General features: G+C 56.7%; 26 protein-coding genes. 24 read left to right on the top strand and 2 right to left on the bottom strand.

Annotated elements, in window-relative coordinates:
• Positions 1-104: 104 nt before the first annotated feature.
• Both HX803_RS17765 and HX803_RS17760 read right to left on the bottom strand, forming a co-directional pair.
• Complete coding sequence (locus tag HX803_RS17765) at positions 105-653, bottom strand: DUF4863 family protein (protein ID WP_050572402.1); 549 nt, start codon at positions 651-653, stop codon at positions 105-107.
• A gap of 270 nt (positions 654-923) precedes the next feature.
• On the bottom strand, positions 924-1,163 hold the full coding sequence (locus HX803_RS17760) for a dihydrofolate reductase family protein (protein WP_256262539.1): 240 nt from the start codon (positions 1,161-1,163) through the stop codon (positions 924-926).
• 149 nt (positions 1,164-1,312) lie between these two features.
• On the opposite strand from HX803_RS17760, the gene HX803_RS17755 reads away from it, so the two are divergent.
• The 24 genes from HX803_RS17755 (at position 1,313) to HX803_RS17645 (ending at position 21,913) form a co-directional block, all read left to right on the top strand.
• Positions 1,313-1,963: a flavin reductase family protein gene (locus tag HX803_RS17755; RefSeq protein ID WP_016978854.1), complete on the top strand. Its 651-nt coding sequence runs from the start codon at positions 1,313-1,315 to the stop codon at positions 1,961-1,963.
• 753 nt (positions 1,964-2,716) lie between these two features.
• Positions 2,717-3,838, top strand: coding sequence for a Re/Si-specific NAD(P)(+) transhydrogenase subunit alpha (locus HX803_RS17750; RefSeq protein WP_016978855.1), 1,122 nt, complete (start codon positions 2,717-2,719; stop codon positions 3,836-3,838).
• Between the two features lie 15 nt (positions 3,839-3,853).
• Positions 3,854-4,177, top strand: coding sequence for an NAD(P) transhydrogenase subunit alpha (locus HX803_RS17745; RefSeq protein ID WP_016978856.1), 324 nt, complete (start codon positions 3,854-3,856; stop codon positions 4,175-4,177).
• On the top strand, positions 4,177-5,610 hold the full coding sequence (locus HX803_RS17740; protein ID WP_178922124.1) for an NAD(P)(+) transhydrogenase (Re/Si-specific) subunit beta: 1,434 nt from the start codon (positions 4,177-4,179) through the stop codon (positions 5,608-5,610). Before HX803_RS17745 ends, HX803_RS17740 begins: the two co-directional genes overlap by 1 nt.
• A gap of 318 nt (positions 5,611-5,928) precedes the next feature.
• Positions 5,929-6,675, top strand: a complete 747-nt coding sequence (locus tag HX803_RS17735; RefSeq protein ID WP_016978858.1) for a hypothetical protein — start codon at positions 5,929-5,931, stop codon at positions 6,673-6,675.
• A 113-nt stretch (positions 6,676-6,788) separates the two neighbouring features.
• Positions 6,789-7,019, top strand: coding sequence for an AlpA family transcriptional regulator (locus HX803_RS17730; protein WP_016978859.1), 231 nt, complete (start codon positions 6,789-6,791; stop codon positions 7,017-7,019).
• A gap of 4 nt (positions 7,020-7,023) precedes the next feature.
• Positions 7,024-7,866, top strand: coding sequence for a ParA family protein (locus HX803_RS17725; RefSeq protein ID WP_016978860.1), 843 nt, complete (start codon positions 7,024-7,026; stop codon positions 7,864-7,866).
• Positions 7,867-7,951: 85 nt separating this feature from the next.
• Positions 7,952-8,161, top strand: coding sequence for a hypothetical protein (locus tag HX803_RS32960; protein ID WP_080589277.1), 210 nt, complete (start codon positions 7,952-7,954; stop codon positions 8,159-8,161).
• Between the two features lie 14 nt (positions 8,162-8,175).
• The gene (locus HX803_RS17720) at positions 8,176-9,762 is read left to right on the top strand and encodes a ParB family protein (protein ID WP_016978861.1); all 1,587 of its coding nucleotides are present in this window, start codon (positions 8,176-8,178) and stop codon (positions 9,760-9,762) included.
• Complete coding sequence (locus HX803_RS17715; RefSeq protein ID WP_016978862.1) at positions 9,759-10,307, top strand: DUF2857 domain-containing protein; 549 nt, start codon at positions 9,759-9,761, stop codon at positions 10,305-10,307. Before HX803_RS17720 ends, HX803_RS17715 begins: the two co-directional genes overlap by 4 nt.
• Positions 10,304-11,494: an STY4528 family pathogenicity island replication protein gene (locus HX803_RS17710; protein WP_016978863.1), complete on the top strand. Its 1,191-nt coding sequence runs from the start codon at positions 10,304-10,306 to the stop codon at positions 11,492-11,494. The genes HX803_RS17715 and HX803_RS17710 overlap by 4 nt, the downstream gene beginning before the upstream one ends.
• Positions 11,495-11,713: 219 nt before the next feature.
• Positions 11,714-12,469, top strand: coding sequence for a PFL_4669 family integrating conjugative element protein (locus tag HX803_RS17705; RefSeq protein ID WP_016978864.1), 756 nt, complete (start codon positions 11,714-11,716; stop codon positions 12,467-12,469).
• A complete protein-coding gene (locus HX803_RS17700; protein WP_016978865.1) occupies positions 12,466-12,984 on the top strand; it encodes a DUF3158 family protein in 519 nt (172 codons plus the stop codon). Before HX803_RS17705 ends, HX803_RS17700 begins: the two co-directional genes overlap by 4 nt.
• On the top strand, positions 12,981-13,451 hold the full coding sequence (locus HX803_RS17695; protein WP_016978866.1) for a single-stranded DNA-binding protein: 471 nt from the start codon (positions 12,981-12,983) through the stop codon (positions 13,449-13,451). Before HX803_RS17700 ends, HX803_RS17695 begins: the two co-directional genes overlap by 4 nt.
• Positions 13,452-13,659: 208 nt before the next feature.
• A complete protein-coding gene (locus HX803_RS17690) occupies positions 13,660-15,627 on the top strand; it encodes a DNA topoisomerase III (RefSeq protein ID WP_016978867.1) in 1,968 nt (655 codons plus the stop codon).
• A gap of 894 nt (positions 15,628-16,521) precedes the next feature.
• Positions 16,522-17,103: an STY4534 family ICE replication protein gene (locus HX803_RS17685; protein WP_016978868.1), complete on the top strand. Its 582-nt coding sequence runs from the start codon at positions 16,522-16,524 to the stop codon at positions 17,101-17,103.
• A 71-nt stretch (positions 17,104-17,174) separates the two neighbouring features.
• Entirely contained in the window at positions 17,175-17,432 is a 258-nt protein-coding gene (locus HX803_RS17680) for a hypothetical protein (RefSeq protein WP_016978869.1), read from the top strand.
• 99 nt (positions 17,433-17,531) lie between these two features.
• Entirely contained in the window at positions 17,532-18,026 is a 495-nt protein-coding gene (gene radC / locus HX803_RS17675) for a DNA repair protein RadC (protein WP_016978870.1), read from the top strand.
• A gap of 52 nt (positions 18,027-18,078) precedes the next feature.
• Positions 18,079-18,825, top strand: coding sequence for a hypothetical protein (locus HX803_RS17670; RefSeq protein WP_016978871.1), 747 nt, complete (start codon positions 18,079-18,081; stop codon positions 18,823-18,825).
• A 106-nt stretch (positions 18,826-18,931) separates the two neighbouring features.
• Positions 18,932-19,474 (top strand): PilL N-terminal domain-containing protein, encoded by a 543-nt coding sequence (locus HX803_RS17665; RefSeq protein ID WP_016978872.1) that lies wholly within the window; start codon positions 18,932-18,934, stop codon positions 19,472-19,474.
• Entirely contained in the window at positions 19,471-20,142 is a 672-nt protein-coding gene (locus tag HX803_RS17660) for a hypothetical protein (protein WP_016978874.1), read from the top strand. The genes HX803_RS17665 and HX803_RS17660 overlap by 4 nt, the downstream gene beginning before the upstream one ends.
• Before the next feature lie 9 nt (positions 20,143-20,151).
• Positions 20,152-20,871, top strand: a complete 720-nt coding sequence (locus tag HX803_RS17655; protein ID WP_038848947.1) for a TIGR03759 family integrating conjugative element protein — start codon at positions 20,152-20,154, stop codon at positions 20,869-20,871.
• On the top strand, positions 20,853-21,401 hold the full coding sequence (locus tag HX803_RS17650) for a lytic transglycosylase (protein WP_178922122.1): 549 nt from the start codon (positions 20,853-20,855) through the stop codon (positions 21,399-21,401). Before HX803_RS17655 ends, HX803_RS17650 begins: the two co-directional genes overlap by 19 nt.
• Entirely contained in the window at positions 21,398-21,913 is a 516-nt protein-coding gene (locus HX803_RS17645) for an integrating conjugative element protein (RefSeq protein WP_025999940.1), read from the top strand. Before HX803_RS17650 ends, HX803_RS17645 begins: the two co-directional genes overlap by 4 nt.
• Position 21,914: the final 1 nt, after the last annotated feature.

Here is a 21,914-nt window from a genome sequence, read left to right as displayed (position 1 = left end):
CATGGTCATGGTCATGGTCAACACAGAGAGTAACGCGAACGCCGCGAACTTATTCATCACCTGTCCTTCTTTTATAATTATTGGGAGGCTATTAAATAAAATTATTACTTATGCCGTGGGGGATCCATGTATTCAATTTCTCCACCTGGGAGAAAGAACAGCATTGTGACTTTGCCACCTTTAACTGTTGGAAAATGCTGGCTGCCGGGTGCGAACACTTTCCATCCTGCACCGTTGCCACAGAAGGTTGCACCATCGTCCTCCGGTCCGATCATGTTGATCTCGCCTTGGGGGTGAAGGTGATAGTTGCCCAACACGTTCTTCAACATGCCGGTCTCTACGCTGTAACCATTAGCGTTCTCAGTCGACTTGGCCAGTTGCCCGCGGCGATAGTCCGGACCGTCGATTTCGGCGTAGCAGGCCCAGCCTTCCTCTATACCCACGCGCAACAGCCGAAGCAGCTCTGAATACACCTCAGAGGTTGCACCGAAACGCTGATTGAGCTCGATTTCCAACTGCTCATCCAACGGCTTGTCTTTAAGAAAGGACAATACCGAGGCGACTGCCGCCATCATCTCGGGCTTACTCGGCCCTGATGGCAGAACGTCCCCTTTTTCCTGCGAGCTTGGCATTGTCACTGGGGAAATGGACATAATGACTCCTTGCATTAAAAAGATTACCTTGCCATTAAAAGCTTTGTACATAAGGTTCCATGCAACGGTAAAGACAAAGGCAATTAGGCTGGCGAAATTCAGTTTATGGCGTTAAAAAAACAAGGACAAATCAAGATGTCGTGACCTACCATTACCAATGGTAATAGCCAGACCGCCTTTCACCATCAATGCACACAAATGAATCAAAATCACCAACCTGAGAATGCGCATACCGTAGCGCATGCGATACTTCTGACACGACAGAATCCATCACCCATGCCAATCATCAAAAAGGTAAGAATGATTTTCGATTGGACCAAAACTCCGGAGTGGCGATGAGAACGACGCCAGATGCGCTCCGCAGCCATCGACCAGGGGCAGAATCAGCACACTGATTTCATCTACCAGCCCGGCGTTCACGTACGAGCCACTGACGTGCGGACCGCCTTCGACGGTCAGGCGCTTGATGCCGACTCCAAACCTAGGCCTACCCAGACCGAAGGAACCCATCTCTGCTATTACCAATGGCTATATCAACTCCCTGCATTCTCATTGGAATTTGTAATATTCAAAAGCTAAAATCCAACCTAGTTGGTAATGTTGCTTCTTACAATAATTAGTTGATCGTGTGGCGCGAGAGCGCGAAACTGGAGATACGCATGACGCACATAGCCATGTCGGAACTGACCAATATGCAAAAATATTGGCTGATTACCGGGAGCGTGGGCCCCCGCCCCATTGCGCTGGTGACAAGTTTGAACAGCGAAGGGTTGTGCAATGCGGCACCTTATAGTGCCTTCAATTATATGGGCGAAGATCCCCCTCTGTTTGTTATTGCTGTCGATCACTATGGTGAGGAGAGTCATCGCCCAGGTGAAAAGAAAGACACTCTGAAAAATATCATCGAGCGCGAGCAATTCGTAGTCAACATGGTTGACGAGACCATCGCCGAACGAATGGTATTGTGCGGCAGTGATTTTCCCTCTCACATCTCAGAAGCAGACACGGTAGGTTTTGGCTTGACTCCTTCTACCTCGATTGATGTACCGCGCATCACCGATGCTCCCATCGCTTGGGAATGCAAGCTGTATAAAATTCTCGAGTTTTCGACACGGCGCTCCATCGTATTTGGTGAAATTGTCGCGATGTATTTTCGTGAAGACTTAATCGACGAAGAGAAACTTAGGGTTCGAGTGGATCGCTTTGAACCGTACGGACGGCTCGGCGGACCAAACTACTGCCGAACTACTGATCGTGTACGTCTAACCGTACCAACATTCTTGCCTTCAGCCGGTAAACCGAGAGAGTGACACCAGTCGTAAGTTTTTCGTCCAAAGTACCCGAACCGCATTACGCACCTTTTATCTTGCCCCTCTCTTGGCAAATACCTGATCCTACGCAGACTAAAGGCATTCTCAATACAACCTAAGAGTACCTTTTGTCTGCGTATCTCAAGAATACAACGGGCAACGACCTGCATGGGTTGGCTGCCCCTAGCCAGACTACAAATGATACGAACAGCGCCTAATGACTACGTCAACTATGCTCTCAACGGCCGTTGTAGCGGTTTTTTCCGATCAAGCAACCCGCATATAATTGATATTTTATCTCACCCATGTTCAGGTTTCATTAAACCGTATCCTTTTGGTTTTCGGTACTATCCTGTTGGTGTTGACCTCATGTCACAGGGGAAACACACGTTACACATACCACTATTACCAATAGTTATACACGACACCAGCCTTAGAATTGGAACATGTCAAATTTTTAGGATAACCTGCTACTGCTCATATTCCGTGCAACATAGACATCGGGCCGTGTCTAAAATGTCACCATTGGAATACTCATAAATCAAGCCCATCTTTAAGATCCCGATTCTTCATGTGAACATTACTTAAAATCGAATTGTTGTGTAAGTAAGAAACCAGAAAAAACATACTGCCTTTAAGAGGTTACGTCTGCCTGCATGCTGTGTCAGGGAAATTCAGCCCAGTCTCACCTCCAATACTGTTAGTCGCTGGCATCCCAAAATACAAGAAGATTAGCTCAACAGGAGATTTGACGTGCACATTGGTGTTCCTCTCGAAACCCAGACGGGTGAAACACGGGTTGCTGCAACCCCAGAAACCATCAAGAAGCTGATCGGCCAGGGTCATAAGGTCACTGTGCAAAGCGGCGCCGGCATTAACGCCAGCGTTGTCGACAGTGCCTATGAAGCGGCAGGCGCAACCATTGGCAGTGCCACTGATACCTTCGGCGCCGAGCTGATTCTCAAGGTCGTCGCCCCCAGCGACAGCGAGCTGACCCAGATCAAGAGCGGCACGATTGTCGTCGGCATGCTTAATCCGTTCAACAACGAGACCATCGGCAAAATGGCCGAGTGTGGAATTACCGCATTCGCCCTGGAAGCCGCGCCGCGCACCTCGCGCGCGCAGAGCCTCGATGTGCTGTCCTCGCAAGCCAACATCGCCGGCTATAAAGCCGTGCTGCTCGGCGCCCATCACTATCCGCGCTTCATGCCGATGCTGATGACGGCTGCGGGCACGGTGAAGGCAGCTCGCGTGCTGATTCTGGGTGCCGGTGTAGCGGGGCTGCAGGCCATCGCCACCGCCAAGCGTCTGGGCGCGGTGATCGAAGCCTCGGATGTGCGTCCTGCGGTGAAAGAACAGATTGAATCCCTGGGTGCCAAGTTCGTCGACGTGCCTTACGAAACCGACGAAGAGCGCGAGGCTGCGGTGGGTGTCGGCGGTTACGCCCGGCCCATGCCTGCCAGCTGGATGCAGCGCCAGGCAGTCGCGGTTCACGAGCGCGCCAAATTGGCTGACATCGTGATCACTACGGCGTTGATCCCCGGTCGAAAGGCCCCGGTCCTGCTCAGTGCCGAAACCGTTGCGCAGATGAAGCCAGGCTCGGTGGTGATCGATCTGGCGGCCGCGCAAGGCGGCAACTGTCCGCTGACCGTAGCTGATCAAGTGGTGATCGAGCATGGCGTGACCATCATCGGTCATACCAACCTGCCGGCCATGGTCGCCGCAGATGCGTCCGCGCTGTACGCGCGCAACCTGTTGGACTTCATGAAGCTGCTGTTCACCCCTGAAGGGCAGCTGCAGATCAACCTCGAAGACGACATCGTCGCCGCGTGCCTGATGTGCCGCGACGGCCAAGTCATCCGCAAGAACGCCTAAACAGGGATTCAGACGATGGAAGAGCTTATCTCCCCCGGTATCTACAACCTGATCATCTTCGTGCTGGCGATTTATGTCGGTTATCACGTGGTCTGGAACGTTACACCTGCACTGCACACGCCGTTGATGGCGGTAACCAATGCGATTTCGGCAATCGTGATCGTCGGCGCCATGCTGGCGGCGGCTTTGACCGTGACGCCACTGGGCAAGACCATGGGCACCCTGGCGGTGGCTCTGGCGGCGGTGAACGTGTTTGGTGGCTTCCTGGTCACCCGCAGAATGCTTGAGATGTTCAAGAAAAAAGCTCCGAAAGTCGCAAAAGAAGAGGCGCCGAAGTAATGAGCATGAACCTCGTAACGACGCTCTACTTGATCGCGTCGATCTGCTTCATCCAGGCCCTCAAAGGCCTGTCGCACCCAACCACGTCGCGGCGCGGCAACCTGTTTGGCATGCTCGGCATGGGCCTGGCGATTCTCACCACCGTGGGCCTCATCTATAAGCTGGGCGCTGAGCTCGCGACTGCCGGGATCGGCTACGTCATCGTCGGCCTGCTGATCGGCGGCACCGCCGGTTCGATCATGGCCAAGCGCGTTGAAATGACCAAGATGCCGGAACTGGTCGCTTTCATGCACAGCATGATCGGTCTGGCGGCGGTGTTCATTGCGATTGCTGCTGTTGTCGAGCCTCAATCCCTGGGCATCGTCAAGCAGCTGGGCGATTCGATTCCGGCGGGCAATCGTCTGGAGCTGTTCCTTGGCGCGGCCATCGGCGCAATCACCTTCTCCGGTTCGGTGATCGCCTTCGGCAAGCTCTCGGGCAAGTACAAGTTCCGCCTGTTCCAGGGCGCACCGGTACAGTTCAGCGGTCAGCACAAGCTCAACCTGCTGCTGGGTCTGGCGACGCTGGCCCTGGGCATCACCTTCATGTTGACCGGCAACCTCAGTGCCTTCGCGCTGATGCTGGCCCTGGCCTTCGTGATGGGCGTGCTGATCATCATCCCGATCGGCGGCGCGGACATGCCGGTGGTGGTGTCGATGCTCAACAGCTATTCCGGCTGGGCAGCGGCGGGTATCGGCTTCTCGCTGAACAACTCGATGCTGATCATCGCCGGCTCGCTGGTGGGTTCGTCCGGTGCGATTCTCTCCTACATCATGTGCAAGGCGATGAACCGATCGTTCTTCAATGTGCTGCTCGGCGGCTTCGGCAACACAGTCGATGCAGGTCCTGCCGGCGCCAAGGAAGCCCGTCCGGTGAAATTCGGTTCAGCTGACGACGCGACCTTCCTGCTGACCAACGCTGACACTGTGATCATCGTTCCGGGTTACGGCCTCGCGGTTGCTCGCGCGCAACATGCGCTCAAGGAACTGACCGAGAAGCTCACCCACCGTGGTATCACCGTGAAGTACGCGATCCACCCGGTGGCCGGGCGGATGCCAGGGCACATGAACGTATTGCTGGCCGAGGCCGAAGTGCCTTACGACCAGGTGTTCGAGATGGAAGACATCAACTCCGAGTTCGGTCAGGCCGATGTAGTGCTGGTGCTCGGGGCCAACGACGTGGTCAACCCGGCCGCGAAGAACGATCCGAAATCACCGATTGCCGGTATGCCGATCCTTGAAGCGTTCAAGGTCAAGACCATCATCGTCAACAAGCGCTCGATGGCCAGCGGCTATGCCGGTCTGGACAACGAACTGTTCTACCTCGACAAAACCATGATGGTCTTCGGCGACGCGAAGAAAGTCATCGAAGACATGGTCAAAGCCGTCGAGTAAATAACCTCTGCTTCATTTTCGCCCGATTTGTCGGGCGATATGAGGCCGATCTGCTTTCTTGAAAATCTCATTGGAGATGGTAGTAGCTTAGGTATCCCAGGCAGGTATGATCTATGGTACCGCCAACTGATTTGCGTATGCGCCGTCGACATTCTGGAGCTCCTCTGATCGGTTTGGTTTTTTTCATGCCATTCGATGAGACTCTGACTCCTACTGGCTGCATAAACCTGTTCGGCCCCGGTGGCGCGGTTATTCGCCACTCACTAAGGCGTCGGCTGACTTCTGCACCTTAAACAAGGAAGATAACTGGTACTGTCAATGGATGGGGACAATCAGGCCAACAAGAAACTTTTCTATCGTCCCATCGAGATTGCGATCAGATGGTGCGAAATGATGCCCGTCGAAGCAAAAATTCTTAGCAAAATCGAAGATTTGCTTCCTTTGGAACGGACGTTAGCATCATGGCCTGGCCTTTTAGAAAAATTAGAATTGCTAAACGATGCAATCCGTAACCAGGAGCTAGCTTATGGATGTATGGGGGTGACGGTTAGTTCAGGTGAAACGATAGAGCAGCCGCTACTGACAATTCGACATAATGATCTCAAACGTTGGCTTATCGAATACCATCCAGCAGAACAGCCGAACTTCATCTTTGACGAATCCGAAAAACAGTCAGTCTCACCGCACACCATCGAAGTTTATAAGGCGTTGCTCGTTGAGTTAGACATCTGTAAAGCTGAGCGTGAACGCACACGAGGCCTCCTCCAAGAATTAACGAAAGAGCGTGATTTGTTGCGTCGTGAAAACGCAAAATTAATACTGCACCGCAAAAGTGCCATGGAACCAAATGAACGATCTGAGCGTTCTTACCTGCGTCTCATCGGCGCGCTCATCAGCCTACTACTAGGTAAATCCCCAGGCGGCAAGTCTTACTCCAGCTTCGTCAGCCAAGCTTCCATTATTTCTGTTCTCACAGCACGAAATGAAGGCAAACCTGGGTTTAACAAGCGCACTCTTGAAGAAAGATTCGCAGCAGCCAGACGCACCGATGAAAACAACGATTAGGCACCGAAAATTGCGGTCCTGCTTATCGTAATTCGCGGTGCTTTTCATCTCATTGTGATTTTGAATGCCACTCACATCCTCATCAAGCCAATATTTGCTATGGAGTGTTTGTCATGAAAGATCCGTTGGTAACGTCCCCCAGTAGCGCCTCAGCTAGTACTGAACGCCACATTATGCGCCGAGACGAGGTGGAGCGAAAAACCGGCTTCAAGCGTGCGCACATTTACAATCTGATGAAGGAAGGCAAATTTCCTCAAGCCAAACGTATTGGCATGCGCGCAGTCGGCTGGGACTCAGAGGAGATCGAGCAGTGGATTGTTGAACGCTTAGGTCACCAGGCCTGATGCCATGCGTGTGGTATCGGTGGTTTCCACCAAAGGGGGCGTGGGTAAAACCACAGTAGCCGCCAATCTCGGCGGTCTATTGGCTGATGCCGGCGTCCGCGTCCTGCTGCTCGATCTGGATAGCCAACCCACCCTCTCCAGCTATTACGCCTTGAGCCAGAAGGCTGATGCAGGTGCGTACGAGCTCATCGCACTCAACCTAAGAACTCCTGCCCAGATTATTTCCAGGACAGTAATTGCAGGGCTCGATCTGATCCTCTCCAACGACGATCAAGGCCGACTGAATACATTGCTGCTGCACGCCCCCGACGGGCGATTACGTCTGCGCAATCTGCTCGACAATCTCCGTCTCAATTATGACCTGCTTTTGATTGACACTCAGGGCGCACGTAGCGTGCTGCTGGAGATGGCCATCCTCGCCTCCGATCTCGCCCTCTCTCCCATCACGCCGGAAATGCTCGCCGCTCGCGAACTGCACCGCGGCACCTTGAAGCTGCTCAGTGAGCTCGAACCGTTCCGCCTCCTGGGAATTACACCGCCCCCATTGCGACTGCTCTTGAACCAAGTGAATGCCATTCGAGTCGACAACCGGATGATCATCCGTGGCCTGCGCAAGACTTTCGCTGGGGCTACCAATATCTCGGTGCTAGACACCGTAATCCCGGACCGAGTGGCGTATCTCAATGCCGCTTCCCTCGGTTTGCCGGTCCACCGAATCGAGACGCGCCGATCACGTGAACGACGCTCGCCATCAGCGCTGGAAACCATGCAAGCGCTGGCCATTGAGTTGTTTCCGAAATGGCGCGAGGCGATCTCTACGATGACCAGATGCGCGGAGGCTCAGTGAGACGAAGCACCAGGCTGGCATTTCTCGCCAAGTCATTTTGTTTGTTCGACCTTGAGGCCAACAGCGGTTGGCTAGGAGTCTTTTAATGTTGGGTCAACTTCCCATCATCGTTCAACCATCTATTCGACCACACCCCTCACCTTGCGAGGAGTACTGCACTGTGGTCTTTCGCCTGCAGCGTGGACACTCGGCTATGGGTTGGTTCCTCGCAGAGCTTTCCCGACATTTCGAAGGTTCGGGGACTGCCGAGATCGTGAAATTCGAGGTCAGTGACCATTTGCGTAACTGGCGTTAACTGAGGCAGTTCAAATGAAGAAGCTCAGTCAGGAGGAAATCACCGACAAGCTGCACCAGGACCACTTCCCTCCGGGTCCAGAACTGGAGCGGCTGTCCGATCCAGTAATTGAGACACCTATGCTGGTCACCCTGGAGCAGTTGCGGCCCTACGAACACAACCCGCGTTTCATCCGTAATCCGCTTTACGACGATATCAAGGCCTCGATCCGTGAACGCGGGCTGGACCAACCGCCACCGATTACCCGTCGCCCGGGTGAAACCTATTTCATCATCCGCAATGGCGGTAATACCCGCTTGGCGATCCTCGGCGAACTGTGGCAGGAAACCCACGACGAGCGCTTCTTCCGCATTCATTGCCTGTTCCGGCCTTGGAGCAATGAAATCACCGCCCTACTCGGCCATCTGGCCGAAAGCGATCTGCACGGCCAACTCACCTTCATCGAACGGGCTCTGGCGGTGGCCAAACTCAAAACAATGCTCGAAGCAGATGGCGCTATGCTCTCGCAACGTGAACTGGCACGACGTCTTGCCGCTGGGGGTTACCCTATTTCACAGTCGCACATCAGCCGGATGCTCGACACCCTCGAACACTTATTGCCCGCCATTCCACAAACCCTGTATGCCGGTTTGGGCAAGCCCCAGATCGAACGCCTAATCGGTCTGCGAAGCCAGGCCGAACGAACCTGGAACCGTTATTCAACCGCTACCGTTGCGTTCGCCGATTTTTGGCTCGATACCCTGTGCTATTTCGATACCGACCCCGAGTCCTTCGACCTTGAGCAAATCCAGGATGAACTGCTGGAGCGCATGAGCCACTTGCTCGGACAGTCCTACCGTATGTTGGTCCTGGATCTGAGCGATACCCAGCGGGTCATCTCGACGCCGGCCGTTGTCCTCACCAAGCCCTCGGAGAACAGCCATCTGCCGAGCATTGATGTCGCCACGGCAGGAGCTCCCTCCTCCGAGCCCCATTCCCAATCAACGGATGCCAGACCCCAGACCGAACCAACGCGAGAGGAATTGCTTACACCGACTGGAACGAACGTCGTATCAGCGGTCAGTCCTCCATCACGCGTTCAACAGATTCGTGAACAGATCGATCGCGAGACAGCCACCGACACAGCATCTCCGGTCGACACCTATGCGATCGACGACATCTGGACCATCGCACCAGCACTGGATAGCCCCGAACAACTGCGATCCGCCATTGCCACACTGGCGCGGGAAATGGCCTCTTATGCCGGAGACCCCGAGAGCATCATCGGTCAGCCGCTTGGCTTGGGCTTCGCCCTCAACATCGAGCGAGTTGATCTTGGCACGCCTCGCGCAACCAGCGTTCACCTTCTGCTCCTGGCCCTGTCGCGCGCTCAAGACGACGTCAACTGGGAGGATCGCAAACAATTGCCCTCAGCCCTGTTCGGCCAGCTGTTGTTGGGGGTCTATCAACTCCCGCTGCCTGATCGTCCCGCTGTGGATGTGGGACTGGAACGACTGCCCGACGGTCTTCTCATCAAACTGTATCGGTTAATTCGTTTGGCCCGGCGCCTGATCGACTTAACGCTTACCCCTGAAGATGACTCGCCGAAGGAGCTGCCATGAACCTGTCCTTCAATGTGCTCAACCAGGCCATGCTGACCCAGGTGCTGCATGAGCTACGCCTGGGTAACCTGCAGCGCTGCAAGGCACTCGGCCTGGGTGAAGACGACATCTACTTGTTGCAATCCTTACCGCCCACCACCCTGTCGCGCCTGGCCCATGCCACCGTACCTTGGGTTGAGGTCAAGATTGACTCGCCGGTGCTGCACCGGTTGATTGAGCAAGCCGAACGTGACGAACAGAATGAGCGCTTGATCAACCGGGCGCTCAAGCTAGGCGCCAGCAGCACCATCATGTATCAGTGCTTCGGCTTGGCGCATTCGGAAACTGCCCTGCGCCGACGTCTGCTCAAGATAGAAACCCGTAAGGGCCGCCCTCAGCATTTGAGCGAAGCGCAGGAACATGCGCTCTGGCAGCGATGGTGCCAGCTACGCGCTCACTACGGTACCGAGGATCAGCTCGACGCCATGATGATGCTAGCGGAGGAGCAACAGATCAGCTTGACCATCGTGTGGCAGCAGATCGACCATTACAGCAACGAAACATGAACACTGTCCCTTCCGGCCGCTGGCAGCGTGTCCTGCAGCAATGCACCCAGCAGTTGAGTGAACGCTGGCCCGCACGCCCTACCGCCGAACCACCGTCTAACCAGGCTCTGCAGGCTGGCTTTATGTTCAGTGGCCAATCTCACGAAGTCGTGCCACGTCGCCTGCTGTTGGACAATCGGCTGACGCCGTTGGAACGGAATGCCTGGCAAGTGTTTCGCCTCATGCTGCAAGGCCAAGGCGTGGTCACGCCGCGCTATGAGGATTTGCAGCCCTACCTGTCGAGCGTGCCCTACAGTGCGTCATCCTCCCGTGAAACCATTGCTCGCGTGTTGACGATGCTCAGGTTGACACGCTGGCTCAGCTTGGTGAGTCGCGGACGCGATAAGCTCAGCGGACGCCTTCAAGGTTCTCTGTACGTTCTGCACGATGAGCCGTTAACCCCCGCCGAAGCCATGGAACTGGATCAGGATTACCTGGCGCTGGTCGGACATGCCCTCGGCCATGCAACCAAGGCTGTGCGCATTGTCGCCCAGCACATTATGGAAGAAATCCGCCAGGACACGGACATCGAGCAGGGTCGACTACCGACACGGCTCGACAGCTGGGGCGAACACTGGACGCAGCCAGAATTGGATCAGGCGACCGATGCCGCTCTGCACGATTCCGAACGGGGGGAAGATGCCCTCGTTCGGAATCGTGCAGGCCCTCGTTCGGATTCCGAACCGAGTCTGAACGCCAGTGTTTCCCGCACCGTTCGGAATCCGAACGCCGCCTGTACTGTATTAAAAGAAAGTATTTGTACTGTACCGCGCGCGACCCCAGCGGTGGATAACCTGCACTGGCCCGCTGCACTGCACCTGAACCCAAGCGAGCGTCAGGCCGTCGCCGTGGCGCTGAACAAGCTCAAACCCGCGGATCGTCAGGCGGTGCTCAACGAAGCGGGAGCACGCTGTTTGGCCGGCGGTATCCGCAAGCCAGCGGCGTATCTGATGGGCCTGATCCAGCGTGCGCTGAAAGGTGACTTTCGTCCTTGGGCAGGTCAGGCCGAACCGTCACCCATTGCAGAACCACCCCCACCCGCCCCCTCGCGGCCATCTCGACGACAGGGCGAACCCGCGTCAGCCCTGGCCCAAGCGTGCCTGAATGAACTGCGCCAACTGCGTGGCAAACACGGTGGACGTCAGTAGATTTGATGCCAGTGGCATCAAATCCATGGAGGTCCACTCTACGAACATGTCGGACCAAACTATGAAACTCTTCGGGAGAAGCTGAAACATCTCCTCCCACTGACGCCTCCATAGTTAGCCTTCTCAAACCAAACCGAACAGACCTCATTCAGCTTTTTGGCTGCCCTTAACCCTCATCTGTCGCAACGTTTCCGTCCAAGCCGATGCGAGGACACCACCGTGGCCGATCACTATCAACTCAATCTGGGTTCATTGCGCAGCAGCATCACCCTGACCCTGCACACTCACCACGCCGCGCGTATCTGGCAAGGTCGGGCCGCACGTGAAGGCGTCCACTCGATCATGGGCATGGCCGGCTACATCAGTGTCACCAACCTGATCAAACAAACCGCGGCCCAGGACGATCCCTATGCGGACTGGGCCATCGTGCAACTCGAAGAAAAACTGATGCAGGCCAAGGCTGGGATGCTGGAGCTGACCCAACAGCTGGACCGAATCAGACAGGACCTGCCGACACAGATCGACATGAGCGACAACCTCAACATCCACCCCGTCACCTTGCCGTTGTACATCGGCAGCCAGCTGGGTTTTCTGGCGGTCTACCTGCTGACCGACTACGACACCCTGGTGCGTCGTGCCCTGTTGTCTCATCACACCGCGTTGATCGGTCGCAGGGACATGGAAGCCTGGATCGATGATGGCGCCCATCTGCTGCGCAGCCTATTCGGCCAGGCCCAGCGCTATCGGCATGCCGGCGTCACACGCGATGACATGGCGGCGAACAACGCCCGAGCCATTGCGGCCATCGAGAAGATGGGTTTGCCCCCGATGGACATCCTGGAGGGTCATCGCCGCTCCCAGTTCGCGCCGCCAATCACTCGCCGTAGTGCGGTGGCAGTGGATGACGCCGACGCGTTGGCAGAGGACGTGGGAGCGTCGTCTGCGACAGTCAATGAGCCGGAGGACGACGCATGAATCCCATGATCCCGGCTCAACCAATGCCCTTCAAAGCGTTAACACCGGATGCCTATCGACAGCTCGAACACGCAGCCTCCCTAAAAGGCCTTTTAAAACCTTTTAAGGGTAAGGGGGAGTTGGAGCACCTGGCGCAGGTCGCGAGGGAAATCGAGGCGCAGTTACGTCACCTGATGGAGGCTGTGGTGCAGCAGGCCGGACAGCCCCCTTACTCGCTGCTGGACATTCGTTTAGTGCTGCAGAACACCAGCGCAGGCAGCACCTTTTTGCGTTGGCGCACCCGTGACTTTGCCCGTATGGGGGTGGCGGTCTGGGAACGCCAGGTGAGCAACAACGCCCTGCCGCTGGCCGTACACGAAGGATTGTACCGTTTCGAATGCAACCGCATTGCACTGAACCTGCAGATGAGCGTGGTGCATTCGCTCTACCGCCAGGCCTCGACCTGCGCGATCAATATGGCCAGTGCCGAACGGCTGCTGCGCCAGTTCACACCCGCAGTGGAGGTATCACAATGAGTACTTTTTTCGTTGGCGAAGGCAATATCGGCAGTGCGCCAGAGTTCCAGGAATTCGCCTCAGGCAATGACGAGCCACGGCGTTTGCTACGGCTGAATGTGTACTTCGACAACCCTATCCCACGCGAGGGCAGCTATGAAGATCGAGGCGGTTATTGGGCGCCGGTTGAGCTCTGGCACCGTGAGGCTGAACACTGGAGCACGCTGTACCAGAAAGGCATGCGCGTGCTGGTCGAAGGTCGTACCGTGCGCGATGAGTGGGAGGACAGCGAAGACAACGCGCGGGTAACCTTCAAGATCGAGGCCCGTCGAGTCGGTATTCTGCCTCACCGGGTACACGGCGTGGTCATGCGCGAGCGTTCCAGTGAACCGGCGGCCTCTCAAAATACAGAGCCGACCAGTTCACCGGCGTCGAAATCCAAGAAACGCAGGGGGCCGCCTACGTCTGACGGACAGACTCAGGCATAAAAATTGCACCTTTGCGCGAAGTTGCTGACCCGTCATTACACTCTGCTCGTGAAGCGCCATACTGCCGGTCAGTTGCAATGGGCTAGCAGCCTCGACCATTTAAGGCTGCCCTCTCCGACTAATATGAGGAACCTGCCATTCAGGTTTCTCATATCTCGCCACTGCTGTTTCCAATAACGCTGCTCCGAACTCAATCTGGAGCAGTTCTATGCTTCTCTTCCTCTGCGAGAAACCTTCCCAAGGTCGGGACATTGCCAAAGTACTCGGAGCCACCCGGCGCGGTGATGGTTGCCTGATCGGCGCCGACTCCACTGTCACCTGGTGTATTGGCCACTTGCTGGAGACAGCCCCACCTGAAGCTTATAGTGATCAGTACAAATCCTGGTCGCTGGATCATCTACCGATCATTCCCGTGCATTGGCAGGTCGAGGTCAAACCCAAGACAGCGGCACAGTTCAAGGTCATCAAACGCCTGCTCAGTGACGCTACCACCGTCATCATCGCGACCGACGCCGACCGCGAAGGTGAAATGATTGCCCGCGAATTGATGGAGCTTTGCAGGTATCGAGGACCCGTTCAGCGCCTCTGGTTGTCCGCCCTCAACGAGGCGTCGATTCGCAAAGCATTGTCCTCGCTGAAATCAGGTCAGGAGACCTTCCCGCTTTATCACTCCGCCCTCGCCCGCAGCCGCGCCGACTGGCTGATTGGCATGAACCTCAGTCGTTTATTTACCTTTCTCGGTCGGCGGGCAGGCTACGATGGCGTATTGTCAGTGGGACGCGTCCAGACACCCACTTTACGTCTGGTGGTCGATCGGGATCGTGCCATTGCCAGTTTCGTCCCGGTACCTTACTGGAATGTTGAAGTGCACCTATCGTCGAATGGCCAGCGATTCATCGCGTCGTGGTTACCGCCATGTTCAGGACGGGACGAGGCAGGTCGTTGCCTGCAGCAGGCGCTTGCCAGTCAGGCCGTCCAAGCGATCTCTAGCAGTAAGACCGCCACAGTGGTCTCGCTCCAGACTGAGCACTCCCGCGAACCGCCGCCCCTGCCCTTCGACTTGAGCACACTGCAAGAAGTCTGCTCACGCAAGCTGGGACTCGGCGCTCAGGAAACCCTGAACATCGCCCAAACCCTGTATGAAACCCACAAAGCCACCACCTACCCCCGCAGCGATTGCCGCTATTTGCCAGAGAATATGTTCAACGAGGCACCCACGGTACTTGATGCCCTGCTTAAAACGGATCCTGCACTCAGAACTGCATTTGGGTGCCTGGATCGATCATTACGCTCCCGCGTATGGAACGATACCAAGGTCACCGCGCACCACGGCATCATTCCCACCACCGAGCCGGCAAATCTGGTGCGGATGTCCGAACAAGAACGCCATGTCTACGAACTGATCCGTAGCCACTACCTCGCGCAGTTTCTTCCGCACCATGAGTTTGATCGTACCCAGGTCGAACTGGAGTGTGGCAAAGAGCGATTGGCTGCTGTCGGCAAACAAATCCTGGTCCAGGGCTGGAAAGGCTTGCTCACCGAAAACATCGAGGAGGATGAGCCCAGTCAAAAATCCCAAGTATTACCCATCTTGAAGCAGGGCACGCACTGCGCAGTGGACGATGTCGAACTCAAGTCCATGCGCACTGCCGCTCCCAAACCTCTTACCGAAGGCGATCTGATCAAGGCGATGAAAAACGTGGCCAAGCTGGTCAACGACCCACGCCTGAAACAAAAACTTCGGGACACCACCGGTATCGGTACCGAAGCCACGCGAGCCGGCATCATCAAGGGGTTGATTGAACGCGGCTATTTGCTGAAGAAAAAACGCGCTTTAATGGCCTCCGCAGCGGCCCATACTCTGATCGAGGCGGTACCCGCTGCAGTCGCGGATCCTGGTATGACCGCGATCTGGGAACAGGCGCTGGACGAAATCGAAGCGGGACGTCTGACCCTGGATGCGTTCGTCGCCAAGCAGGCGAACTGGATTGCGCAATTGGTCGCACACTACCGCTCGCTCACTTTGGCGGTACCGGTCGAAGCCGGCCCGGGCTGCCCCATGTGCAACGCCTCAATGCTTAGGCGAAAGGGAAAATCAGGGCCGTTCTGGTCATGCTCCCGCTATCCAGATTGCAAGGGCACTGTGTCGATCAGTAAAGATACGCGTCGCTCATGATGTGCCATGGGACGATCATCAGGAGAACGGTGAGTTCTCTGCCTTGACGTCGTCCCACCCTCTCTGCTGTAGTGCCCCAGGATCATCGCCAACGGCGACCCAAGACCGAATCGCTCCGGGCAGCTCGGTTGGACTCCTAGAGTTCGGAGCCTTCTTTTCTGCGGAATTTAATTCCCGTTTTGTGCTCGACCTGATCGTGGTGGCGGATGACCGCTGTTGCCTCTACCCGGCAATAGCGGTCATCCGCTTCGGCGATCGTATTCAGTCCCGGAGCCCACCGGGGAAACACGGGGCACCCTTTGTGCGCGGATGCGTGCCAGCATGTTCCGACCCAGGCCACGACAAGGGTCGGTTGGCGAATCATCGCGCAGTTAAACCAAGTTTTGCGAGGAGCTTGTGACTGCGTAAGACCGTCAAAGGTGGCTTTTCTGTTCCTCGCCTGGCGCCTCGCCAGGCCTACTCTTCATTTTTTCATTCCAGTGACTGCTACCGTATTCCAGGCGTAAAAAATCGGGTGGCAGCGCCTTGACGCTCCCCTGTGACAGGCTTATATAAAGGGCGTGGTTCGCTGTCGTTGACAGCCCAGCCCAGGTAGCTTGAACCTTCAAGGCTACGCCACGTTCGTGGTGGTTTACCCAAGTGCGATCAGCGTTCGGAAGCTCGCGCGATTACCGCTTCAGCGGTGATGAATGCCCACTACCCATGCCTGCGGATCACCACCGCAGACGCTCCTCTGCTGCACAGCTATTCCTCCAGACGCATCGTTCGGATCGTCATCGGCTTGCCGGTAGCGAGTCGTTCATTGCTCACCTTCACCTTACCCACCCTGACGGGGGCTCACTTCCCTGTTAGGGATTGTGCGTCGCCGTTTTCCCTTGAAACAGGAGAACCACCATGGCCCACGCCAACCACTCCCAAGAAGCGACCACTTACTTCAACCTTCACACCGTCGGTATCGGCTACCTCAATCGTGTTCGTGAAGTACAGGTCCGCCGCGGCCAACCCTTCATGGCCTGCGATATCGCCGCACTGCACGGAGCCACCGATGCGGTGGAGTACACCCGTTTCGACTGCAAAGTCGCTGGGGGTGAAGCTGAACGCTTGATTCGTCTCTATATGGACGCCGTCAAAGCCGAGAAAAAGGTCTTGCTGTCGTTCCGTATCGGCGATCTGTGGATCGATCCGTTTCTCTACGAGAAAGGCGATAAACAAGGCCAACCGGGCGCCAGCCTGAAAGGTCGTTTGCTGTTCATCGACTGGATCAAGGTCAGCGGCACGCTCGAGTACAAAGCACCCGCCAGGCAGGAAGCAACAGCACCTGCTGAGCAGGCGCCAAACAGTGAGCCATCCCCAACGTCGGCCGAAGCCGAAGCTGAGGAGATCGAAAGCACAACTGAGGCCCAGGTAGAACCTGACTCTCCACCCGCTCCCCGCACGGCCCGCCGTGATGCCTCCCGTACCGATCAGTCCGTCTGAACGGCCCACGATGTTCCTCATCAAGGCGCTCCCTCGAGCGCCTTTTCTTCAATCAGCACAGGAGAACCAACATGGAATCCTTCTGGCTTTGCGACGACTGCCTGTTCGCGGCTGCTTACGAGGACTACAGCACGTTATCGCTCTACTACACGACGGATGAAATCGAGAAACGCATCGCCGGTATCCATCGTGGACTGGTTCGGTTAATGCCCATCAGTGCCGACTTCGATCCCGAAACCGGCTGGGGAATAAAAGCCTTTTCCCCATTGCCCTGCGACGGTTGTGGTTCACACCTACACGGTCAACGCTACCGATTCACGCGGCTGTAACAGCGCGTCACCTGCTAACGCCCACAACTCTATACCTACCTCGGGGATACCACTCCCCTCGGGCGTGTACCCCCGATTGTTCCCTTCGGAGGTACCACCATGAGCACCCCACTCACTCTGATTGAGACCTCGGATTTCGAGGCTAATCGTATCGTCCAAGAAAACCAGGTGATCGACGAAGCACTGCATATTCTGGATCGTCGGCTGTTCGCCCGCGGCCCTAACCTGACGTCGCCTGACGCCGTGGCTTCATACCTAAAGCTGCATCTTGTGCAACAAGAGCATGAAGTCTTCGGTGTGATATTTCTCGATGCCAAGCACCGGGTGTTGGCGTTCGAAGCCCTCTTTCACGGCAGCATTGATGGCGCCAGCGTTTACCCCCGCCAAGTCGTTAAGCGTTCCCTAGCGCATAACGCTGCGGCGGCCATTTTTGTGCACAACCACCCTTCGGGGTGTACAGAACCCAGCCAGGCGGATCACGTCTTGACGGCACGGCTGAAAGAGGTCTTGGCCTTGATCGAAGTGCGCGTACTGGATCACTTCATCGTGGGTGAAGGTCGTCCACTTTCTCTTGCCGAACATGGCTGGCTTTAACCCTCACAGGCGTCTTCGGGCGCCTTGTCCATTATCATTCTGGAGAACCTTCATGAACCCCACACACCAAGCTGCAGCCCTGCTGACGGCCTCCAACCCATTTGCTCGCGGTTACGACAACCTTCATATCGAACGGCTGCTACTGATCACCTACGAAGACGACTGTCCTCCCTGCTGTCGACCCGTACACGACGCACAGGCCCATCTGCCCGACGACGAGCTGCAGCTGTTCCCCTGCCTGTTCAATGACGATTTCGCCGTGATCAGCGAAGGCCAATCCATTTCGGATGATTTGGATGAACGCTGCCAGTCCACCGGGCTAGTGCGCCAAGTAATCTACGCTGTGACGGGAGAAATGCTCAACGAGCGGCATCACCTCGGTGATCTGTACTCCCTGGAAGAGGCACAAGCCATGGTCCATCGCTTGAGCTTCGAAACGGGACACTACAGTCGAGCCTGGGAGATCAGTACCGCACACCTTCCTGAAGAAGCGATGCTTTATCTGGAGGGGTGGATCAGTCACTCCGCTCCGAGGCAAACCGGCCTCTTGTTCGAGTTTTTTACACTGCATGATTGCTCAGGCATAGGTTGCAAACTGATCGGCACGCCCTGGACCGACGATAACTTAGTAAAGATCGAGGGCCGTCCTTACTCATCACTGCGGCAAGACCAACTCGACGCCGGCACACCGGAAGCCTTGGTCAACGTACTGTATCTGGCGGCATTGGCGGATGTGCGCTTGTTGATCTTCGACCCCGACGCTGCCGTTTTGGATGGGCTCGCCATTTTTGATGAGTAGCAACGTGTTCAGCGTTAACACGACCCACGTTGAATCAACTTTCTCACTGAATCGCTCCTTCACCTCATGTCAGGTTCTGCACTGAATCTGACATGAGGTTTTTTCCATGGAGCGTTTTTTCACGCCTGTCTGCCTGCTGGGTTTGTTGAGCGCCTGCACCGCGCAAATCCCCAACCCTTTGCCGACCCATCCAGCGATCGACAGTGGCTCCAATCGGGCCCAGCACCCGAGGGGCATAGCCGAAGAAAGCCATCCGGCAGAGCTTCGTTATGGCCGCTACACGCTGGTCAGCACCGAGCCCACCACGGAACAACGCGATCTTCTTGCCCAAATCATCGAAGTGAACATCCCGTCCAGCCTGCACCCCTCGGTGCAGGATGCGTTGCAGTACGTGCTGCTGCGCTCTGGTTATGCGCTTTGCCCTGTTACTGCGTCGGTGAAGGTGCTGTTTACCCGGCCTCTGCCTGCAGCCCATTACCGGCTTGGTCCAATCCCTTTGCGCAGCGCGCTACAAGTGCTGGCTGGCCCCGCTTGGCAACTCACGACCGATGAAGTCAGCCGTTCGGTCTGCTTCGAACAGCAGAAAACGGAGGCCGGTGTCGCGCTGAACACACCCGTCGTGCCCCATCAATCGGAGACGCGGCCATGAAAGCCTCAACGTATCAAACCCTCATCATTGGGCTGCTTTGCCTGGCGGACGCCGGTCTGAGCGGTGGTTTGTATAACCAGTATCAGCGCGTGGCCGAACTACAGAGCACAAACACCCAACGCCTACAAACTCTGGACTCCCTGCAACGTGATTCAAGCGCCCTCAAGGACGCCCAGGAGAAGCTGCAGTACGCGCTGAAAGACCTGAAGCAGATGGTCGATACTGGTGAGCAACAGGCCAATACCCTCGATCCCATGCTGGATCAGTGGGCGCAAGAAATACAGGCGCTGCGCGATGGTCTGGCAGCCCGCGCCACCGTGGCAGACCTGACAGCGCTGCGCGCACGCCTTGAACAGGTCGAGCAGCAGTTCCAGGAGCACAAGACCCAGCCATCACCCCCACCGCCATCGCCTTCCGCGACCAAACCTAAACAGACCGCCCGCCCCAAGCCCGTCCCGCTCTCGCCACCGTTCTCGGTGTTGGGGGTCGAATCCCGTGGTGGTGAGCGTTTTTTGGCAGTCGCACCTCATGACAGTCGCTCTCTCATAGAAGTTCGGCTGCTGCATAGCGGCGAGCAGCTCGGAGCCTGGCACCTGAAAGTGCTGGAGCCGAACTCAGCCATCTTCGCGGTGGCCGCTCAGCCAGACCAGACCGTGCACCTCCCTTGAGAAACGATCATGAACAGAGCGCTACTGCCCACCGTCGTCTATCTCGCTTCGCTACTGGCCATGGGCGCTGCGATGGGCAACCCCATCACGACACAGTCACGGTTCCAGGACACGCAGTCCGCGCCCCTGGGACGCTCTGACTCTGAACAGGCTGCGAGCTGGGGGTTGACGGAACAGGAGTGGACGCGCTTCGAACAGATCCAAGCCGGCCCGCGTGGTTTCTGGAGCCCGAACCTCGATCCGTTGACTGCACTTGGAGTCGAGGCCCAGACCGACCAAGAGCGCCAGCGCTATGCCGAATTACAGGTAGCGCTGGAAGCCAAACGCGCCGAGCGTGAATTGGCCTACCAAAACGCTTACACCGCGGCCTGGACCAAGCTGTTTCCCGGGCTGCTGCCGATCCAAGGCATGGCATCTTCGTCCCCTACCAGCTCATCGGTCGCGCCGCGCCCAGCCCTTTTTGTGGAGGACCACTGCCCTGCATGCACCGCTGAAGCACAACGTTTGCAAAACAGTGATACGGCGTTCGATATCTACCTGGTGGGCAGCCAAGGCGAGGATGAACGCGTCCGTAGCTGGGCTCGGCAAGCGGACATCGATCCGGCCAAGATGCAACGACGGCAGATCACCCTGAACCATGACCGTGGTCGCTGGTTCAGCCTGGGTGCCCCGGGGCCATTGCCTGCCACATTTCAACAGGTGAACGGACAATGGCAACGCCTCGACTGAGTAGTCTTGCGCTGATGTTGGCGATGCTGGCGGCTCAGGCCGAGGAGCTCCCGCCTCCTGCCTATCAATTGGCGGCGCATGACGCCGACATCCCTTCGACGGTGCTGTTCGCGATTGCCCTGCAGGAGAGTGGTATCCGCGTCCGTGGTCGACTGCTGCCCTGGCCATGGACCCTGAACATCGCCGGTGGTCCTTTCCGCTTCGCCACTCGACAGGCTGCCTGTCACGCCTTGCTTCAGGCGCTCGTTCGGCATGATGCCAAGCGGGTCGATGTCGGTCTCGGGCAAACCAACCTGGGTTACCACGGGCAACGTTTTTCCAGTCCTTGCGAAGCCCTCGACCCCTACCGAAATCTCGCCGTGACCGCCGCGCTGCTGCAGGAGCATCACGCCACCACCGGTGATTGGGTGTTGGCTGCAGGACGTTATCACCGTCCGGCAGGAGGCGCGCCGGCCGCACATTACCGCGCAGGTTTTTCCCGGCAACTTGAACGGCTGCTGACTTCCTTCGAACAGGGCACACCACCATGAAGCGAATCTCCGTTGTCTGTTATTGCACCCTGCTCTTGGTACCGTTCGCTCAGCCGGAACTGAGCGTAGCTGGGGATCGGCCTAGCGACTTCAACCGACCCCATTTTCAGGTTGCCAGGCCGCCAATCAACAACAAGATCCGGCCTGATCGGGCCATGCATGCGGACCTGTCCACGTTTACCGATGAAGCCTGGATACTGCCCATCCGCAGCTCCTACTTGAGCCCCGGCCAGATCACGTCTCGCGCCCTGAACATGCCGGGCTTGCGGCCATTTTTTCTGGTCGGTGACGATCCCCAGTCTCTGACTTGGCTGCGTCAACGCGCGGCTGAACTGCAGGAACTGGGTGCAGCCGGCCTCGCCGTCGAGGTGGCCGATACTGAAGCTTTGGCCCGGATTCGAGCAGCCGCTCCGGACATCACCATCCTGCCGGTCAACGGCAACGACATCGCCACCCGCCTGCAGATTGAGCACTACCCCGTCTTGATCACCGCCACCTTATTGGAACAGTGAG

Source organism: Pseudomonas sp. P7548 (assembly GCF_013386585.1).
Lineage (GTDB): Bacteria > Pseudomonadota > Gammaproteobacteria > Pseudomonadales > Pseudomonadaceae > Aquipseudomonas.
Note: the sequence above shows the minus strand (reverse complement) of the source record. Positions and strands in the feature narration are given on the sequence as shown.

Excerpts from the sequence above, each read along its gene's own strand:
- HX803_RS17765 (WP_050572402.1), bottom strand. The coding sequence starts at position 653 with ATGTCCATTTCCCCAGTGACAATGCCAAGCTCGCAGGAAAAAGGGGAC.
- HX803_RS17760 (WP_256262539.1), bottom strand. The coding sequence starts at position 1,163 with ATGGGTTCCTTCGGTCTGGGTAGGCCTAGGTTTGGAGTCGGCATCAAG.
- HX803_RS17755 (WP_016978854.1), top strand. The coding sequence starts at position 1,313 with ATGACGCACATAGCCATGTCGGAACTGACCAATATGCAAAAATATTGG.
- HX803_RS17745 (WP_016978856.1), top strand. The coding sequence starts at position 3,854 with ATGGAAGAGCTTATCTCCCCCGGTATCTACAACCTGATCATCTTCGTG.
- HX803_RS17740 (WP_178922124.1), top strand. The coding sequence starts at position 4,177 with ATGAGCATGAACCTCGTAACGACGCTCTACTTGATCGCGTCGATCTGC.
- HX803_RS17735 (WP_016978858.1), top strand. The coding sequence starts at position 5,929 with ATGGATGGGGACAATCAGGCCAACAAGAAACTTTTCTATCGTCCCATC.
- HX803_RS17730 (WP_016978859.1), top strand. The coding sequence starts at position 6,789 with ATGAAAGATCCGTTGGTAACGTCCCCCAGTAGCGCCTCAGCTAGTACT.
- HX803_RS17725 (WP_016978860.1), top strand. The coding sequence starts at position 7,024 with ATGCGTGTGGTATCGGTGGTTTCCACCAAAGGGGGCGTGGGTAAAACC.
- HX803_RS32960 (WP_080589277.1), top strand. The coding sequence starts at position 7,952 with ATGTTGGGTCAACTTCCCATCATCGTTCAACCATCTATTCGACCACAC.
- HX803_RS17720 (WP_016978861.1), top strand. The coding sequence starts at position 8,176 with ATGAAGAAGCTCAGTCAGGAGGAAATCACCGACAAGCTGCACCAGGAC.
- HX803_RS17715 (WP_016978862.1), top strand. The coding sequence starts at position 9,759 with ATGAACCTGTCCTTCAATGTGCTCAACCAGGCCATGCTGACCCAGGTG.
- HX803_RS17710 (WP_016978863.1), top strand. The coding sequence starts at position 10,304 with ATGAACACTGTCCCTTCCGGCCGCTGGCAGCGTGTCCTGCAGCAATGC.
- HX803_RS17700 (WP_016978865.1), top strand. The coding sequence starts at position 12,466 with ATGAATCCCATGATCCCGGCTCAACCAATGCCCTTCAAAGCGTTAACA.
- HX803_RS17695 (WP_016978866.1), top strand. The coding sequence starts at position 12,981 with ATGAGTACTTTTTTCGTTGGCGAAGGCAATATCGGCAGTGCGCCAGAG.
- HX803_RS17690 (WP_016978867.1), top strand. The coding sequence starts at position 13,660 with ATGCTTCTCTTCCTCTGCGAGAAACCTTCCCAAGGTCGGGACATTGCC.
- HX803_RS17685 (WP_016978868.1), top strand. The coding sequence starts at position 16,522 with ATGGCCCACGCCAACCACTCCCAAGAAGCGACCACTTACTTCAACCTT.
- HX803_RS17680 (WP_016978869.1), top strand. The coding sequence starts at position 17,175 with ATGGAATCCTTCTGGCTTTGCGACGACTGCCTGTTCGCGGCTGCTTAC.
- radC (WP_016978870.1), top strand. The coding sequence starts at position 17,532 with ATGAGCACCCCACTCACTCTGATTGAGACCTCGGATTTCGAGGCTAAT.
- HX803_RS17670 (WP_016978871.1), top strand. The coding sequence starts at position 18,079 with ATGAACCCCACACACCAAGCTGCAGCCCTGCTGACGGCCTCCAACCCA.
- HX803_RS17665 (WP_016978872.1), top strand. The coding sequence starts at position 18,932 with ATGGAGCGTTTTTTCACGCCTGTCTGCCTGCTGGGTTTGTTGAGCGCC.
- HX803_RS17660 (WP_016978874.1), top strand. The coding sequence starts at position 19,471 with ATGAAAGCCTCAACGTATCAAACCCTCATCATTGGGCTGCTTTGCCTG.
- HX803_RS17655 (WP_038848947.1), top strand. The coding sequence starts at position 20,152 with ATGAACAGAGCGCTACTGCCCACCGTCGTCTATCTCGCTTCGCTACTG.
- HX803_RS17650 (WP_178922122.1), top strand. The coding sequence starts at position 20,853 with ATGGCAACGCCTCGACTGAGTAGTCTTGCGCTGATGTTGGCGATGCTG.
- HX803_RS17645 (WP_025999940.1), top strand. The coding sequence starts at position 21,398 with ATGAAGCGAATCTCCGTTGTCTGTTATTGCACCCTGCTCTTGGTACCG.